Annotated in this window: 13 protein-coding genes; 5 read left to right on the top strand and 8 right to left on the bottom strand. The window is 47.2% G+C overall.

Annotated features, from left to right (window positions below; genetic code table 11):
- Window positions 1-50: 50 nt before the first annotated feature.
- The 6 genes from A7975_RS12915 to A7975_RS12940 all read right to left on the bottom strand — a co-directional run bounded on the left by A7975_RS12915 (window position 51) and on the right by A7975_RS12940 (window position 8,382).
- Window positions 51-1,697 (bottom strand): S-layer homology domain-containing protein, encoded by a 1,647-nt coding sequence (locus A7975_RS12915; protein ID WP_065385363.1) that lies wholly within the window; start codon window positions 1,695-1,697, stop codon window positions 51-53.
- 100 nt (window positions 1,698-1,797) lie between these two features.
- The gene (locus tag A7975_RS12920) at window positions 1,798-4,080 is read right to left on the bottom strand and encodes an amidase family protein (RefSeq protein WP_082198174.1); all 2,283 of its coding nucleotides are present in this window, start codon (window positions 4,078-4,080) and stop codon (window positions 1,798-1,800) included.
- A gap of 630 nt (window positions 4,081-4,710) precedes the next feature.
- The gene (locus tag A7975_RS12925; RefSeq protein ID WP_053377112.1) at window positions 4,711-6,123 is read right to left on the bottom strand and encodes an MFS transporter; all 1,413 of its coding nucleotides are present in this window, start codon (window positions 6,121-6,123) and stop codon (window positions 4,711-4,713) included.
- Between the two features lie 84 nt (window positions 6,124-6,207).
- Window positions 6,208-6,660, bottom strand: coding sequence for a MarR family winged helix-turn-helix transcriptional regulator (locus A7975_RS12930; protein WP_053377113.1), 453 nt, complete (start codon window positions 6,658-6,660; stop codon window positions 6,208-6,210).
- A gap of 71 nt (window positions 6,661-6,731) precedes the next feature.
- A complete protein-coding gene (locus A7975_RS12935; protein WP_065385364.1) occupies window positions 6,732-7,601 on the bottom strand; it encodes a DMT family transporter in 870 nt (289 codons plus the stop codon).
- Between the two features lie 40 nt (window positions 7,602-7,641).
- Window positions 7,642-8,382, bottom strand: coding sequence for an SDR family NAD(P)-dependent oxidoreductase (locus A7975_RS12940; protein WP_065385365.1), 741 nt, complete (start codon window positions 8,380-8,382; stop codon window positions 7,642-7,644).
- A 188-nt stretch (window positions 8,383-8,570) separates the two neighbouring features.
- Between A7975_RS12940 and A7975_RS12945 the strand changes: the two genes are divergently transcribed.
- Together A7975_RS12945 and A7975_RS12950 are read left to right on the top strand one after the other, a co-directional pair.
- Window positions 8,571-9,434, top strand: coding sequence for a LysR family transcriptional regulator (locus tag A7975_RS12945; protein ID WP_065385366.1), 864 nt, complete (start codon window positions 8,571-8,573; stop codon window positions 9,432-9,434).
- Window positions 9,435-9,600: 166 nt separating this feature from the next.
- Window positions 9,601-9,825, top strand: a complete 225-nt coding sequence (locus tag A7975_RS12950; protein WP_053377116.1) for a hypothetical protein — start codon at window positions 9,601-9,603, stop codon at window positions 9,823-9,825.
- A 95-nt stretch (window positions 9,826-9,920) separates the two neighbouring features.
- On the opposite strand, the gene A7975_RS12955 is transcribed toward A7975_RS12950, so the two are convergent.
- Window positions 9,921-10,580, bottom strand: coding sequence for a suppressor of fused domain protein (locus A7975_RS12955; RefSeq protein ID WP_065385882.1), 660 nt, complete (start codon window positions 10,578-10,580; stop codon window positions 9,921-9,923).
- 273 nt (window positions 10,581-10,853) lie between these two features.
- Between A7975_RS12955 and A7975_RS12960 the strand changes: the two genes are divergently transcribed.
- Window positions 10,854-11,756, top strand: coding sequence for a hypothetical protein (locus A7975_RS12960; RefSeq protein ID WP_065385367.1), 903 nt, complete (start codon window positions 10,854-10,856; stop codon window positions 11,754-11,756).
- A gap of 205 nt (window positions 11,757-11,961) precedes the next feature.
- On the top strand, window positions 11,962-14,610 hold the full coding sequence (gene mprF, locus A7975_RS12965; RefSeq protein WP_065385368.1) for a bifunctional lysylphosphatidylglycerol flippase/synthetase MprF: 2,649 nt from the start codon (window positions 11,962-11,964) through the stop codon (window positions 14,608-14,610).
- A 56-nt stretch (window positions 14,611-14,666) separates the two neighbouring features.
- Here the strand turns inward: mprF and A7975_RS12970 are convergent, their stop codons facing one another.
- Complete coding sequence (locus A7975_RS12970) at window positions 14,667-15,446, bottom strand: squalene/phytoene synthase family protein (protein WP_053377907.1); 780 nt, start codon at window positions 15,444-15,446, stop codon at window positions 14,667-14,669.
- Between the two features lie 464 nt (window positions 15,447-15,910).
- Between A7975_RS12970 and A7975_RS12975 the strand changes: the two genes are divergently transcribed.
- The gene (locus A7975_RS12975; protein WP_141680288.1) at window positions 15,911-16,516 is read left to right on the top strand and encodes a DUF1349 domain-containing protein; all 606 of its coding nucleotides are present in this window, start codon (window positions 15,911-15,913) and stop codon (window positions 16,514-16,516) included.
- Window positions 16,517-16,807: the final 291 nt, after the last annotated feature.

Here is a 16,807-nt window from a genome sequence, read left to right on the forward strand (position 1 = left end):
GTATACAAGCATAGCCTGTAAGCATCCCACATTGGGGGACTTCCGATTACTTATTTGAATAACAAATGATAAATAACTTGAGCCGCTTCTGCGCGGTTAGAGATGCCTTTTGGCACAAACAGCCCGGTTGTACGACCTTGGAGCAAGCCAAGCGCCGCAGCTTTGTTTACATCTTTGACTGCCCAAGCGCTTATTTGAGAAGCATCCTTGAAGGCGGGATGCGATGTTTCCTGAGCCGCACCAGACTTCAGCTCATACGCTCTTAGAACCAGTACAGCTAATTCTTCTCTCGTAATTTGCTCGGCTGGAGCAAATGTCAAAGCGCTTCGCCCTTGAATTAAGCCCGCTTTTACAGCTTTATTAATATCATTCGCATACCAAGCAGTTGCATTCACATCCGTAAAGGTTGAAGCGCCCTCATCCGTCAGCTTCAGCACTCTGACTAGAAGCGAGGTAAATTCCGCACGCGTTACGCTGCGAGCCGGCTCGAATGCTGCTGCGGATGTTCCGGTTACGATCTGCTTGGCGGCCAGCTCTTTAATAACAGCTGATGCCCAGTGGCTGCTTGGCACATCCGTGAACGATTTATTCACTTCTAATAAAGCATATTTGCTAAAATGGCTAATTTCCGCAACCATCTCTCCGCCAACCACTTCGCCGCCAACATATTCCAGCGATCCGTCGTTCGCCACGTAGAAAATGCCAGCAAGCTTAGCATTGATGGAGGAAGCCAGCGGCATTTTAATCGTTAGCGGTTTGATGAATGCCGTTAACGCTTCCGTACTGCCGTCTTTAAACTGCAAATAAAGCGCAAAATCGAAGATACTGCCGCCTGCCTTTATTTCACCGTTTGTTTTGGTTTGAACGAGGCCCATTAATTCGTTGCTCAGGCTTTCCTTCAATGGTTCTGCTAGCAGGATGATGGAGCTGTCCTTCAGCCGATCCGCCGATACCTTTCCTTCCAACTGCTTGAGCACGTCCTGTGGAACCAGCAGCTTCATACCGCCTGCTTGCACCTCAAGACTGCTGCTGCCAAGCAGCTCCGCAGCATTGTAAGGAAGTCTTACCTTAGCTATATTAGCCGGTAAAGTAACCGTAACTTTATTCCCTTCGGCGCTAGTCAGCTGCTGCGCCAAGACATCTACCACATCCGTCTCAGCTCCAGCTCCTGGAGTAGGCGTTGGTGTAGGAGGCGGTCCGCCAACGCCGCCAGCGATCGTTATCGTAGCGATAGAAGGGGTTGTAACTGATGTCTGATTGAGCTTGGAATCAATCAGCTTTACATCTTTAATCGTAATAGCCGCGTTAGATTGTTGCTTGGCAACAAACGTGAACGTAACCAGGTCTGCCGAACCGCTCACACTTGCGGTCGAGCCTGTTTTCGTATGCACGAAAAGGAGATGATGGCCGCCTGCCTCCGACTGCTTAACTGGAACGGCAAATCCTTTAAGCTCCGTTTTCTCGCTGCCCGCCTGGAATTCCAGCAGAGCAGGGTCATAATAAACGGCAAGCTCGAGCGCATACAAATCGGATATGTGATCCGCTTTAACGGTAACTTGAACGCTCTGGCCCAAGGAAGGCTGATTGTCCGAGACGACAATTGAGGTGACAGGCGACTCAGCCGCGAAAGCCGCAGCTGGAAGCACGAGCAGCATCAGAAGCAATGTGCTGCACAGGATAAGCCATTTACGTGCCATAGGTTGTGATCTTCCTTTCAGGTTGAATTCGCGTCCATAGTGGAAGGATGGGAGGAACCGATCGAAGCCCCTCTCATCCTGTAATTGCTGCTATTGCCGATTAGGCAGCAGGCTCAAGCAGTGCTGGTTGTTCCTGCGGAGCTTCTACCAGTGCAGGCGTAGTCGATGGCGCCTCACGGTGATGCGTATGCTGCTCGTAGGAATAAGCAAGCTTGATTAGCGTTTGCTCATCGAACGGTCTGCCTAACAGCTCAATATTTTGCGGAAGCTTAGGAAGCATGCCGTTATCTACGAAACCTGCTGGTACTGAAATCGCCGGGAACCCGGAGAATGGACTTAACCGATTCGCGCTGCCCGCGCTCGTTCCCGACAAGCTGGAAGGAGGGTTGGCTGTCGATGGATACAGAAGAGCATCCAGATCATTATCGGTCATTACTTTCAGCAAGGACTGCTGGCTAAGCTTCGGACGGTTCAAAATAATGTCGATATACGCCGTATTCGTGCTCAAATCGCCAATCGCATTACGAGTCTTATACGACGCCAATTGATCGGTTAACATATCGGTATTCGATGCAATAATATCGCCCAATGAACGATAAGGTACAAGCGTCCCAGGTACATTATTGATATATTTTTCAAAATACTCATCTAATTGCGATTTGAACTCATAGCCGCTCAAGCTGCTGTAATTCAAAATTTTCGTTAAATTCGGTACCTCGACATGAACGATCGTTGCTCCTGCCGCTTCCATATCTGCAATCGCTTGTTCAGTCAGTCCTTTTACTTTGGCATTTGTTCCAAGCAGTGCATCGATAACGCCGATGCGAGCTCCCTTCAGGCCGTCCGCGTCCAAATATTTGGTGTAGGTCGTCGGCGTTCTGCCAACGCTATACAATGTAGCAGCATCGTCCGGGTCATATCCTTTCAAAATATCCATCGAAATGGCGATATCCTCTACTGATCTTGCAATCGGTCCGCCAACATCCTGCGACAGCGCTAGCGGAATGATGCCCTCACGGCTAGTCAAGCCGATCGTTGGACGAAGCCCGACCAAGTTGTTGTAGGACGATGGAACGCGAATGGAGCCGCCTGTATCCGTACCCAGGCCAATAACACCAAAGTTGGCTGCAAGCGCTGCGCCTGTGCCGCCGGAAGATCCGCCCGGATTTTTCGTCAAATCATATGGGTTGAGCGTTTGGCCGCCAAGCGAGCTGATTGTTGATAAGCCAAAAGCAAACTCATGCAAATTGGATTTTGCCAAAATAATCGCTCCGGCATCCTTTAGCTTCTCTACCATAAAAGCATCGCTAGTCGTAAAATTGTTTTTGAGGCAAGTACAGCCTGCGCTTGTAGCCATTCCAATCGTATTGTAGTTATCCTTAACAATGATGGGCACGCCGTGCAGCAGGCTTCTCGCACCTGTCTTTTTGCGCTCATCGTCAAGCTGCTTTGCAATCGTCAAAGCGTCTGGATTGATCGAAATAATCGATTTCAATGCGGGGCCGGCAGAATCATAAGCCGCGATACGCGCCAAATACATTTTCACAAGCTCAACCGCGCTTAACGTACCCGCTTCCATCGCATTTTGAATATCCATGACGCTGGTCTCCATCACATCAAATGATTTACCGGCATCAAAGACGATGATCTTCCCTAGCGCCGCTAGATCCGAAATTTCAATGACGCCATTGCCGTCAAAATCCGAGGCAGCTACTTTGGACCAATCCGGGCTGCTATTGTTAATCCCGAAATAAGTGATCAATACCGCTAAATCACCAATATCCACGACAATGTTACCGTTAAGGTCGCCCTTGACGCCAGTTTCCTCGGCTGAGACAGCAATGCCATGCGTCGATGCAGGAGCTTTGATCATAGCCCCCTCCGCATCAACGCCAAGCTCGGCGGATACTTGGATGTTGTTGACTCCGGCCCTTACTTTGGCGGTAAAGGTCAAGAGCAGCACCTTTTCCCCGTCGACTAGCGCATCTCCCGGGTTAGCCGTTACAATCGTAACTTGGCTGATGCCTTTATTTTCATTAATGATTTGTGTTTTGGCGGTTGCCGCGCTTGCTGACACATAATCGAACAGCGCCGAATTATAATCAACCGTGAACTTGCCCGCCTTCACTCCGCTTGCATACGTAGATAACGAAACGCTGACCTGAAACTGCTCGCCAACCTTTGCTAGGACAGGGCCGCTAAGTCCAATCGATGGCGATCCCGCTTCCAGCGTGATGACGTTGGCAGCCGCCTGTTCATTCGTGGCAATCGGTTCCTCTTGCTGGGCATATGTACGTGTTGGTGCTGCGATAAATGCAAGACTTGTTAATAGAGTAGTCGTTACGATAGCTGCACATAGCTTTTTAAAAAGTGAATTTTTCATCGAATCCTCCTTGGGTGTCTATGGAATGTCAATAAACATTACACTAGTAAATCGATAATACAGAAAATAACCTCAATTCCAGCTACTGAAAAGTGTTTAAACTCCCCCTAATCCACCTATGTGTAATGTTATCTAACATATATAACTCTAGTATATTTATTAATCTAGCTTTTACAAATTGAAATATGCTAGAAAAAACGCTTTCATAGCCTCAATGCTAGTTATTGCTCCATCATTCAATTGATCACTCGATTTTTAATGGTTTTTTAATAAATATATTAGATTTAAATATATAACCTAACATATACAGCACATGCAAATCATAAAATTGTATATATATGTATTTTTTGAATTGTAAGCTCACATGTAAAATAGCGGTACAGGAGGCTATTCCTGTACCGCTATTTTTTAAACCAGATTGTGAACATGAGAGAGAAAGTAGAGCTAGAAACTAGCTCTATTTCACTCAAACCAGCCGAAATACCAGAAATAAGTCTAGAAACTAGCCTTATTTCTGTGCACTCCACCCGCCAAAAGAGCAAGCTGCCTTCCAACCTTATGGATCAAAAATCTCCGAGAAAATGTAATCTGTTTGAGACAACCTCACTCTTTTTCATAAAGGAGCTGCTTTTAAGCCGTTGTAGAGGATGATTTGCGTTCCTTCAGATCCGTCTTCATTCCCGCTTTCCCCCCGAACGAGCTAAACGCGAAATAATAGATGCCGACTATAATTGCGGCAAGTATAGCCAAGGAAAAGAAAATGTTGCTGTACAGATAAGCTGCGCCATGAAGCGCGAACGGATTAAAATGGATTTTCGTTTCCTTCGCGTCCAGCAGCTTTCCGAGCACGCTCGTAGTCATCGCGCCGGAAATAAAGTTGAGCAAGGACATCAGTCCCATTCCAACCCCGATTTGCTCCTTCGTCAGCGTGCGCGAGATCGTATTGGACATTGCGATCTGCATGAAGGTTTGGCCCATGTTGCCAAATATGAGGACAAACAGAATGAGATACGGCGACGCTCCAACGAAGGTCGAGAGCAGAACAAAGCAAGTGAAGCTTAGCGAGATCGCTGTGTATACTAAGAAAGAATTTCCTTTCTCATCGGCAAGCCTGCCGCCTCGCCGGCCCATGAACGCTGAGGTAATGGCTGCCGGGAACATGATTAGACCAATTATCGCCGGTGAGAGGTTATTCAGGCCAGCTAGAAACTGCGGCGTCACAAACGGCATGCCGAAGCTTAAAGCTGTCGCTAGAAAAGTAATAAACAGTCCAAAGGAATACTTTTTATTGCTGAAAAGTTTAGGTTGAATAAAGGGCTCTGCAGCCGTCTTAATCCGTACGATAAACAGAATTAACGAAACAACTCCCCCTAAACAAAATAACAAGTTCCCTAGTGAAATGGATAGCAGCAATAAAGCAACCGCCGCACCGAGCAGTATGCCGCCTATAAAGTCTATTTTTTGCGCGGCGCCCCTCTGGTTGTCTAAATACTTTCTAAAGAACGGCAGTGCGAGCAGCGGAATCAACGATAGCAGGAATAAAAATCTCCAATTGATCAGGCTCGTTACTAAACCTGCAACGATAGGAGCAAGCGCCGTACCGAGCGCCAACGCGGCAGCTACAGAACCTAACGCCCTGCCTCGCTTCTCAGGCGAGAAATAACGGACCGGAACAATCATCGCCGTAGCAGGAACAACTGCCGCTCCGCTAGCCTGCAATATTCGTCCAAGTACAATCATCCAATATTCATTAGCAAGGAGCCCGACGATAGACCCTAGCGCAAAAAATATCAAGCCAAACGTTAATAAGTCCTTCAATCTGTATTTATCCGCAAGCTTGCCGTATGTAACGGAGCCAACTGCGTATACGATCATATAGCCGGTCAGCAGCCAGCTTACCTGCGAGGGCGAAATGGCGAATTCTTTGCTAATAACCGGCATAACGACATTAAACATGGAAGCATTCATAATGGAGAATACTAATGTGAACGCCAAAATTGGCATAAGCTTCTCGCCGTTGTTCTGAACACTTGCGGTTTCCATCTTGACCTATACACCCTTTCTGTCTTATAATCCAACATTGTTTGAATTCAAACTAAATGTTTAAAAAATATGCTTACAAGACGTCTACTCGTAAGCGCTAATGATTTTTCTAATCAGTGCTCGAAAGGTTGCGGACTCTTCATCATTTAGAGGCAGATTCGCTTTATCCTTTGCCTTCATGACGGCTTGCAAGCTTTGCTGATGCATTGCGTTGCCTTGCTCCGTCAAATAAATCCGCTTCATTCGTGCATCCTGCTCATGATCGCAACGAATGACCCAGCCCTTCCTTACCATGCCATTTATTAAGCTGGTTACGCTCGATTTATCAATAAACAGCAGCTTCTCCAAATCGGCGTTCATCGCTCCCGGCTTCATCGACAGCAAGTGCAGGGATTGGGACTGCTGCGGGGTTAATCCAAGCGGACGCAGCGCCGAATCAATTTCACGCCGAATATTAATGAAAGCGAGCTTTATGAGTAAAGTATGGCTATCCTCATGCTCCCAAGGAAAACGAGAAATATGGTTATCATCTCCCATAAGGAGCCTCACGCCCTTCAACTTGTTTGAATTCAAACTAATTTTAGAAGTGATCATCTAATTTGTCAACGTTATATTTCAATAAACCTTTTAGCTTTGTTCTCCCAATTAACCAGAAAGATGCCGATGCAAATAAATACGCCGCCAACTAACGCATACCACTTCACCTGCTCTCCGAGCAGAAGCCAGCTGCTGAGCACACCAAAAAACGGAGCTAAAAATAAAAAGGAGCTGGTTTTCGCCGCATCTCCGCTTCGCAGCAAATAAAACCAAATCGAAAACTGGATGATCGAGCAGAAAATCGCCAGCCAGAGCAGTACGCTTACCGACTTAATCGATATTGTAAAATACGGATGCTCCGTGAATCCGCTTATAAGAAGCAGAGCGACACCGCCGGCAAGCATCTGATAAGCAGCGAGCGCGGTCATATCAAAGCCTGGACCCCAGCGCTTGATCAACAAAGTCGCAGCAGCGAAGCAGGCTGCCCCGCCGAAGCTGATGAACGTTCCCGGCTGGAGCGACAGATGGAGACCGAACGTGAAGGCTACGCCTATGAAGCCAAGCACAACGCCGAGCCATTGTCGCCTGCTGTAGATTGCGCCTGCAAACAAAGTCGCAATAATGATCACGATAAGCGGACTAATGCTCGTAATTATGGCGGATTCGCTGGACGTAATCCAGTACATGCTGTAGTAGACGCAGCCCATCACCGCAGCTGTTTGGAACAACCCAATTACTACAGCCTGCAGCCATTGCTTCCTGCCGCGAGGCCTTGGTCTCTTCGCTACGATTAGAGCAAGCAAGCCGCCTGCCAGCAAGTACCTAAGCCCCATCAGAAAAAATGGCGGCGCGTAGTTTAATCCGATTTTACCGATTGGAAACGCTATGCCCATTAATAATGTCGTCACAACGATTAGACTCATGTATTTGTATTTGTTCATGGTGTACGTCCTTTCTATCTGCCATTCCAGCTGTCAAAAGTTATAGCGATTGCCCGCCATCTACCGTGATCATTTGACCTGTCATCGATTCTTGCTGCAATACGGCGCATATTAAGCTTGCGATGTCTTCGGGGGTTGAGATCCGCTGGAGCAAAATTTGACCGGCCAACCGGCGCATAATCTCTTCCCGTCCCTCCCACCACCTTGTCGCAACCGCGCCCGGCACGACGCAGCATACTCTTATTTCAGGGGCAAGCGCACGTGCTAAAGATTTCGTTAAGCCATGCACCGCCGCTTTGGAAACGGCGTATGGCAGCGATGATCCTAGGCCCGTTACACCCGCAATGCTGCCAACGTTAACGATGGCCCCCTGATTATTTGCCTTCATATAAGGACTAACCGCACGTGCGCAGTAAAACATGCCTTTTACGTTAACGTCGTAAAGCTCATCCCAATCCTCATCCATGACATCCTCTAATCGATCAAGCGGAATATGGCGCGTGATGCTTGCATTATTCACCAGCAAATCGACGGTTCCAAAAAGCTGCGCAACCGAGTTCACCATCTCCTTTACCTCGTTATCCTTGGACACATCTGCTTGGATCGCTATTGCCGTGCCGCCCGCGCTATGAATAAGCTGGACGGTTTCCTCCGCATCCGCTTTGGATCTCGAATAATTAACTGCTACCCGGACGCCCATGCCAGCAAGCGCTATGCTTGCTGCTCTTCCTACTCCCGTACCCCCGCCTGTTACGAGTGCAACCTTGTTTTTCATATCCATCGTGCATCTCTCCTTTAACTATTTTTAATTGGCCATTCCGACTTTTCCCCTTGCGCTTTACCGTTCTAACTCCATTGTAAGCAGGCCTTGGTTTTATGTATAATGATCATTAAAGATATTAAGTATCATAATTAGTGATAGCTGAGAAAAAGTATTTATCGGAACGATTTCTGGGGAGGTTACTTACGATGGAGAGTGCGGATCTGCGTGTCTTTCATATGGTTGCACGCGAGGGCTCCATTACTAAAGCTGCTCTTAAGCTAGGCTATGTCCAGTCCAACGTTACCGCAAGAATTCGAAATCTTGAGTCTGAGCTTGGCACGGCACTATTTCTCCGCCATAACCGGGGAATGACCCTTTCCTCAAGCGGCAAAACGCTGCTTGCATATGCCGACAAAATTATCGGCTTATTAGAGGAGGCAACGCAGGCGCTCACCTCTACGGATGAACCGAACGGCCCGCTTACGATCGGCTCAACGCAAACGGCTGCAGCGGTCCGGCTGCCAACGCTGCTCGCCGACTATTATGGACAGCATCCCAAGGTGCAGCTGTCGCTGACCACTGGACATTCCCAAGCCTTAATGGATAAAGTGCTTCAATATGAGCTTGACGGCGCGTTTATCGGCTGCGAATGCGAGCATCCGGACCTTAGCTCCTTTGCTGTATTTAATGAAGAACTCGTCATCGTGTCGCATATCTCCGTTAGAAGCATCGAAGAAGCGTTCGCTAAGCCTATCCTCGTCTATAGCATGGGCTGTTCCTACCGCGCCGTCCTAGAGAAATGGCTGCAAGCAAGCGGCTTAACAAATCCGACGATTATGGAATTTGGGACGCTTGAAGCGATCGTAGGCGGCGTATCCGCTGGGCTTGGCATCTCCTTGATGCCCAAAATCGTCGTTGTAAGACAAGAAGCAGAGGGCGCTATCCGAACGCATGCGATACCCGAAACGATCAAGTACATGAAAACGGAGTTTATTACCCGCAAGGACTCTTTTGTAAGCAGCGCCTTGCATGCATTCATAGAAAAACTGCCGCGCGTAAGCAGCGAGTAATGAAAAAACACCACGAAAAGCGACCTATCGCTCTCTCGTGGTGTTTCTCGTTTTAGCCTAAAAATGTAGTTCAAATGTTTCAATTAACAGCCATTTGGTTATAAACAATTAACTAGAGACATATCATTTAATAGAATAGTAGTTTTCACTAAGGGAGGATTATGAAATGGAATATATACTAAACAAATCATTTAAAGATGAAGAGGTTTACTTTGACGGATCACATTATATCGGCTGTTCGTTCACGAACTGTACGATTCATATCTCTTCCCTTCGCTTCAATTATGACCGGTGCACGTTCTCTGGCTCAAAATTCAAGCTAAACCGCAGTCTCCTATTGCTGCAAAATGTGTATTCGCTTCTGCCTTCCGCAGTAGCGGCAGCTAGGTAAATCCGTTATCCATCCTTAAATCAAAAACGTCCCCCAAACGAATCATGATGCTGATTCGTTTGGAGGGCGTTTTTTGTGCATGCTGCTGCTAAAGTTCATGTTAAAAACAGTCCAAACACCTTTTTGCAGCTATTTTTTCGTCGCAGGTTAACGACATCGTCCGTCCCGATTTTATTCAGCTTCGCGAACAACGCTTCCATGCCATGTTTCAGATTGTAGTCGATTTCTTCCTGATAGATCGGGATCAATGTGAAGAAATGCACGACTTTGTCTCTGGAAAGGCTCAAATTAAAAAACGCCGGTTTATCTTCCACTTCCGGAAGCGCGAGAAGCATGCCTGTAAACTTCACATCCGCGTGGTAAGGTTTCGCTGGATTACCGTTCGCAAGGGTATGTCCCATATAAAGCCATGTTTGAAACTCATGCGGAAATCTCGCCAATGTTTTCAACGCTCGAACGGGCCAGTAATAACGCTCATCCTCAAAATCCTCGTTTGAAATCTTCCAAGTAGGCGGCAGGCAGATCATCAGCTCGGAATAGCGGTATTCCTCCGCCCCTTCCGGAACGGTCATCGGCAATTCACTCATTCCATACGTAACCAATGTATAATAATTCCGCTTCGGGGTTGGACCCGCAACGATAATATCGATGGCTGTACTATCTGAAATGATTTCACGAAATACGCCTGCGATTGGGCCAATATATTTTTCAACATGGTTATAGATTTTCTCGTAATTTTCTGCTGAACGAACCATAAATAAAACTACCTCCATCTGCTTTATCCTACATGTATCATATTTTTCGACAAAATTCTTCATTTTCCTTCCTTTAACCCCAATAATTCCAAAAAAACTTTTTTTATCGGAGGAATAGGATTCATGGAGCCATGCTTCTATTCCGTCTCTGGTCTGATCGTTATCACGACCAATGTCTAAACCAAGAGGTAGACTGGAGGATGTTTTTCCCATCTTACTCTCCCCATACAATGATTACATCAAGCCGAATATGGAAAATAAGGAGAAGATACCATGTCTATGGAGAGAAAGAGGAGGACCATTGAAAAGCCGAAGCCATCAGTTGCCTTTTTTGAAGGGGAAAAAGGGCTCGTCCTTACCGGGCTGCTCGGCTTCCTGCTTGCAGGGATTTGTGCCGTATGGGTATTGCTTTACGGAGCGCCTGTCGCACCAAATGGGAACGCATCACATGCATTTTCCTTTAATGCAGCACTTGGAATCTTTTTGCTGTCGACGGCGGCGATCGTTCCTTTTTCCGCTATGGGATCAAGAAGCAGAGCTTTCTTCAGATGGTCGTTTATCCTGCTTGCGCTATATTCCTATTTTGCCGAAACGGTGCAAAATTTCCGCGGCGCCAACCCGAGGTTTGTAAATGGCGGCTCGTCCTTTGACGTTGCAGTCGGTTCCATTTTCACCTTCGTCGCATTGTTGCTCATCTTGTTTTATCTGTTCCTTGCCATTCATTTTTTCCGCAGAAAAGCTTATTTGCTCAGACCAGGGCTGGTCACCGGCATACGTTACGCTATGATCGCAACCCTGTTCTCGTTTGCTGCAGGCATCTGGATTTCCATCAATCAAGGCCGCGTTGTTGGTGCCGAGGGAAATATTATTGTGCTGCACGGCCTTGGATTCCACGCGCTTCAAGCCGTACCCGTTGTCGCTTGGCTCACTGAGCGAACTTCATTTACGGCAAGGGCTCGCAGCTTATGGATTCATTTTACGGGGATTACTTTCTTGCTCGGTTTAATCGTAATTGGCTGGCAGACGTATCTTGGCCGCAGCATCATCGATTGGTCGCCGCTTTCGCTTCTCGTGTGTGCATGCTTCCTGCTCTCAATAGCAGCGGGAGGGTATGTTCTATATAAAATGATCATAAATACGACTTCCGATCAAAAGGCCGTACTCCGCAATCTTTAAAGGCACCAGGATTGCCGCATATTCAGTTGCCGCTGATAATAGAAGCCAAATCATCCAAAGGTTCATCTTCATTGTTGAAGATGAGCCTTTTGTTATATAATAACAAATGGAGTTAGAACATAAATTCTAAAGCATTTAGCGATACATAAACACGTCTGGTGACTATCACCATCCACTCTCATACATAGACGCAAGGGGAAATTCAATGAATTGGATTCGCGAAATCGCACAAAAGCTGCAACTCATTAAACTTTTATCGATCCTTTATCGTGCTAAGCTGCTCCGAATCCTGCTCCCGTTCGCGATCATCGCGCTTGTTTACTGGGAAGGACAGAAGGAGTTCCGTACGATCGATTGGGGAATAACGCTGCGTCATCTTCACCATGTTCATCCGCGAACGATTATTTTGATGCTGAGTTTTTCTCTCCTAGCTGTATCCGTGATGAGTGCTTATGATTTTTTAATACGCAAGCATTTTCATTTTTCCACGGGTAAATGGGATACGTTTCGTTATGGCTGGATTGCGAACACCTCCAACAATCTCATTGGTTTCGCAGGCTTAACAGGAGCTGGACTGCGAACGATCCTATACCGCAACCGTGATATTCCAATCACAAGCATCGCGGCTTCGGTTGCTTTCCTCTCCACGATTACGTTTACCGGACTATCCCTAATGGCATGGCTTGGCATCATTGGCATTTTTCCGATCAAAGCTATGACTGAAGAACATCATTGGCTCATTTACGCCGTGTGGGCAACAGCCCTTTATTTGCCGCTTTTCATTTTGCTGCAGCGTACGTCGCTGTTCTCCAAATGGATTAATCGGAATCGAGGGCAGCTTAATTGGCGCATCATGAGCGCTTCAATCGGGGCTTCCTTCTTGGAGTGGTTTTTTGCCGGCATGACTTTTTGGCTTATTGGGGCGATGTTCCTTCCGGATCTCACCTTTACGAATGCACTAGGCATCTATACCGTTGCCGCTATTGCCGGCATTATCAGCATGGCGCCCGGAGGCATCGGAGGTTTTGATTTAACGGCGATACTTGGTTTGCAGCTGCTCGGATTTCCTCCTGACAAGTGCGCTGTCGTACTCGTATTGTTCAGGGTTCTGTACTATATCGTGCCATGGCTGATCGGCCTTATGATGGCTGCTTTCGAATTTCCGATCAACCTTAAACGCAATGAGCAATCTGACGGCGGCATCATGGACCGTGCCTTGAATTTATGGCAGAAGGTTTGGCGCTGGCCTGGCCAGTTCGGATTTGTTGGCGAAATTGGCGCTTGGTCGCTGGGCAAGCTTGTATTCGCAAGCGGGGTCATTTTGCTGTTATCCGCCGCAACGCCCGGCATGCTGTACCGTCTGCGATACACGGAAGAGCTGCTGTCGCTCCCTATTATGCGAATATCCCACCAGCTCAGCGTTATTATCGGCATCCTTCTGATCGTGCTCTCACGCGGAATTTCGTTAAGGGTAAGACGCGCTTATTATTGGACGCTCTTGCTGCTTTGCGCAGGCTCCGTTTTCACCTTAGCCAAAGCCTTCGATTACGAGGAGGCCATATTCCTGCTCATTGTGGCGCTGCTGCTATGGGTTTCAAGGCACCGCTTTTACCGTATTGCAGTGCCCCTTGGCAAATATAATGCGGCTGGCTGGGGATTGGTTACGCTTCTTATCGTCTACGGGTATTACCTCGTCGGCTCCCATATTCATCCGGCATTCCTTAGGCATCTTCCGAAGAGAGCCCACGCCGATTGGCTGTTAGAGCCGACTCAGCATACGATCGTCGCGGTATTTGGTCTCTTGATTGCTTGGCTCATTCTGTCGCTGCTTTATCTATTTCGGCCAAAACCGTTATCGATTGACGGCGCCACTCCAGATGAGCAAGCAAAGCTGCAAGCCTTTTTAGAGCATGAGCAGGGAAACCTCCTGACGCATATGCTTTTTACCGGGGACAAAAGCTTCTTCTGGGCTATGGATGATCGCATATTAATTCCTTATGCCAAAATTAGAAACAAGCTGGTCGTGCTAGGCGATCCCTTAGGTCCTAAAAGCTTGATCAGCGGAGCTATTCAGCAGTTCCAGCAATTCTCGGACCAATTTGCGTTAGAGGTCGTATTTTACCAGGCTTCACCCGATTATTTGCCATTCTATCATGAGAACGGCTACCGTTTTTTCAAGCTTGGCGAGGAAGCTTTGGTTCATTTGGAAAGCTTTACGCTTGTCGGCAAACAAAATGCAAGCTTGCGTACGGTTAAAAACCGTTTTGAACGCGAAGGCTTCCATTTCGAGATTGCTCAGCCTCCGCATGATCATGCATTAATGGAGAGGCTAGCCTTTATTTCAAACCAGTGGCTGGGTGGGAAAGCTGAAAAGGGCTACTCGCTTGGCTGGTTCGAGGAAAGCTATTTGCAAAAAGCGCCTGTAGCGCTGCTCCGGAATCCCGACAATGATGTCGTAGCTTTCGCTTCGATCGCACCGGGCTATGACGGCGCTTCGATATCCGTCGATCTAATGCGGTATTTGAAAGCTACGCCTAATGGAACGATGGATCAGCTCTTCATTTGTTTATTGGAGTGGGCCAAGGCGCAGGGCTACGCCCGCTTTAACCTAGGCATGGCTCCTCTCTCAAGCGTCGGCCAAAGCCAATCCGCTATCAAGGAAGAGAAGCTCGCCCGCATCCTATTTCAATATGGGGGAAGCTGGTATGGTTTTGTCGGTCTTAGGCGGTATAAGGAGAAATTTTCGCCGAATTGGGAGCCTCGCTACCTCGCTTATCCAGCCTCGGTATCGCTTCCGTTACTGCTGATCGAGCTGGTCCGTTTAATTGCAAGAAAACCAAGCAAACACAAATAAAAGCCAAGCCCATGTTTTCGATCATGGGCTTGGCTTTTATCTATTTGATCAACTGCTTAATTGATGCTGCCTACAAGCTTCATTACGGCATCCCTTGTGAGCTTGTTGCCGCCTGCAGCAATAAGATTAACGGTCGCATGCGCTAGCGTAAGCGGGATTTTACAGAAATCCAAAGCGGGTCCGCCCTTCAAATCTACGATGTAAGAATCAGCGAGCTTTAGGTTGCGCCGCGTGTACTTGATCATTTCCTTCGTGCCCCAGCCATCCGGAAAAAAGTCTACGCCGCGTTCCAAATCTTCTTTGCGATTGCGCAAAATATTAACAGCCTGCAAACCTCTGCCGAAGGCAACCGCTTTCTCTTGGTCTGATTTTGTGCCGTCGTACCAGAACCAAATTTCAGATAACATTTCCCCTACCATGCCTGCTACGCTATACGTATAACCGTCCAAATCCTCTTCCGTCCGGATGTTCCAGCTTACATGAACCCATTCAGCCATCTGCTTGGCCATTTTTGAAGTGTTGCGATATACGACCTCGGTTACAGTGGGGGGACATAATAGAGCCCATTCATGAATTCGCATCGTCACGTCGGGCAGCACGCCACGATAGGGGGACAACAGCTTTTGGGATTCATTAACGACATCTTTGGACTCGAATGCATCATGAATGCCATTCAATAGCTCTACTTTCACATCGTCCTCAAGCGTCTCATGGTCCTCAATTTCGTCAATCGCACGCATGCACAAATAGGCAGCTGCAACTGCTTCTTTTAATCCTTCTTTTAAACGATTAATGGGAATATAAAAAGTACGGCTTGTTTTCTTCAACATGATCATAGCATCATTCAAAATAAAAACTCCTTCATTATGGCAGCTTTGCTTTTGGCTTGTTTTAATCGTTACTATTATAATACCATACATGGATTTAGATGTGCACCGTTACTGCGATTTCCTGCCGCCAGCCGCCTCTTGTCTGGGAGCATCTGTAACCTCAGCTTTAATCTAGGAGGCATTTCCGATCGATGATTTATATTTTGCCTTTAATCCGAAGGATTATGTATCAAATTTTCCCAGTTTTTTAGAACCCAAAATAGCCAATATCGCAAAAACAAATCTATAAACTAGTCTTATTGCACCGAGGTAATCAATGGAACCAAAAGAAACCGTCCTTCAATAGAAAGCGATGCGTCCGGAACTAGCTGATAACCTTTTGGTTACTAACTCACCTTAAGATAACTACTTTTCCTCCCTTCGTCTATCGATTATACTCAGAACAATGCTGTTTACTTGAGGGGGATAACATGATGCAAGACTTTGCATTAATAGGAACGGACGTAGGAAACCCGGCTAGACAGGGATCGACGAAGAAGTATCCAGATGGGTATCTAGTGACGGCTGGCGGCACAGATATTTGGGGAACGTCCGACCAATTTCATTTTGCATATACAACCCATACAGGCGATTTTGATTTTACGGTCCGTTTGGAGTCACTGAGCAGTGCGGACTTATATACGAAAGCTGGGATTATGGCACGCGAGACTTTGGATGCCGGCAGCCCTCATATTTACCATATGGTATTTCCCGATAACAGCGCCAGAAATAAGAACAACGGCGGATATGAGCTTCAGTTCCGCGTAAAACCAGACGGTGACAGCGCAGCGGTCTATCCTTCCGATTACACATCAGAAACACCGGAGTTTCCCGTGTTTTTTCCCGAGACATGGATTAGGCTGAAGCGTACGGGAAACAACTTTGAAGCCTTTGGCCGTGCGGGTGAGGAACAATGGAAGTTGTTTGCCTCGCAGCATTTGGAGCTTAACGCTTCGCTTGAGCTAGGTTTGGCCGTTACGGCTCATCATCCAGACGAAACCGTCCTAGCCTTTTTTAAAGATCTACATATGGAGTAGCGCTTAGCTTCTGATTAGCCAATGCCGTTCTGATCCGCAAATCAAAAAAACTTGATCTATGCTGGCATGGTCTTACCTCCGCCAAGCAGAAAAATGAAAAAGCTAAGAAGCCGGCGCGTACCGGCATTCAATCGGTGCGCGTTGGTTTCGTTTGGCTTAAAACCGCTGGTATTCATAGAAATAAATGTAATCATCGAAGGCTTGATGAATGTCTTCTTCTGAGTTGCGCTGATGAAAGCACAACTTCACTGACTGGTTGTCATTTGCTCTATCGTATCCAGCACGAGCTGT

Source organism: Bacillus sp. FJAT-26390 (genome assembly GCF_001682865.1).
Classification (GTDB): domain Bacteria; phylum Bacillota; class Bacilli; order Paenibacillales; family Paenibacillaceae; genus Pristimantibacillus.

Excerpts from the sequence above, each read along its gene's own strand:
- A7975_RS12940 (WP_065385365.1), bottom strand. The coding sequence starts at position 8,382 with ATGGATATGAAAAACAAGGTTGCACTCGTAACAGGCGGGGGTACGGGA.
- A7975_RS12920 (WP_082198174.1), bottom strand. The coding sequence starts at position 4,080 with ATGAAAAATTCACTTTTTAAAAAGCTATGTGCAGCTATCGTAACGACT.
- A7975_RS12915 (WP_065385363.1), bottom strand. The coding sequence starts at position 1,697 with ATGGCACGTAAATGGCTTATCCTGTGCAGCACATTGCTTCTGATGCTG.
- A7975_RS12955 (WP_065385882.1), bottom strand. The coding sequence starts at position 10,580 with ATGGTTCGTTCAGCAGAAAATTACGAGAAAATCTATAACCATGTTGAA.
- A7975_RS12975 (WP_141680288.1), top strand. The coding sequence starts at position 15,911 with ATGATGCAAGACTTTGCATTAATAGGAACGGACGTAGGAAACCCGGCT.
- A7975_RS12960 (WP_065385367.1), top strand. The coding sequence starts at position 10,854 with ATGTCTATGGAGAGAAAGAGGAGGACCATTGAAAAGCCGAAGCCATCA.
- A7975_RS12945 (WP_065385366.1), top strand. The coding sequence starts at position 8,571 with ATGGAGAGTGCGGATCTGCGTGTCTTTCATATGGTTGCACGCGAGGGC.
- mprF (WP_065385368.1), top strand. The coding sequence starts at position 11,962 with ATGAATTGGATTCGCGAAATCGCACAAAAGCTGCAACTCATTAAACTT.
- A7975_RS12970 (WP_053377907.1), bottom strand. The coding sequence starts at position 15,446 with ATGATCATGTTGAAGAAAACAAGCCGTACTTTTTATATTCCCATTAAT.
- A7975_RS12935 (WP_065385364.1), bottom strand. The coding sequence starts at position 7,601 with ATGAACAAATACAAATACATGAGTCTAATCGTTGTGACGACATTATTA.
- A7975_RS12930 (WP_053377113.1), bottom strand. The coding sequence starts at position 6,660 with ATGGGAGATGATAACCATATTTCTCGTTTTCCTTGGGAGCATGAGGAT.
- A7975_RS12950 (WP_053377116.1), top strand. The coding sequence starts at position 9,601 with ATGGAATATATACTAAACAAATCATTTAAAGATGAAGAGGTTTACTTT.
- A7975_RS12925 (WP_053377112.1), bottom strand. The coding sequence starts at position 6,123 with ATGGAAACCGCAAGTGTTCAGAACAACGGCGAGAAGCTTATGCCAATT.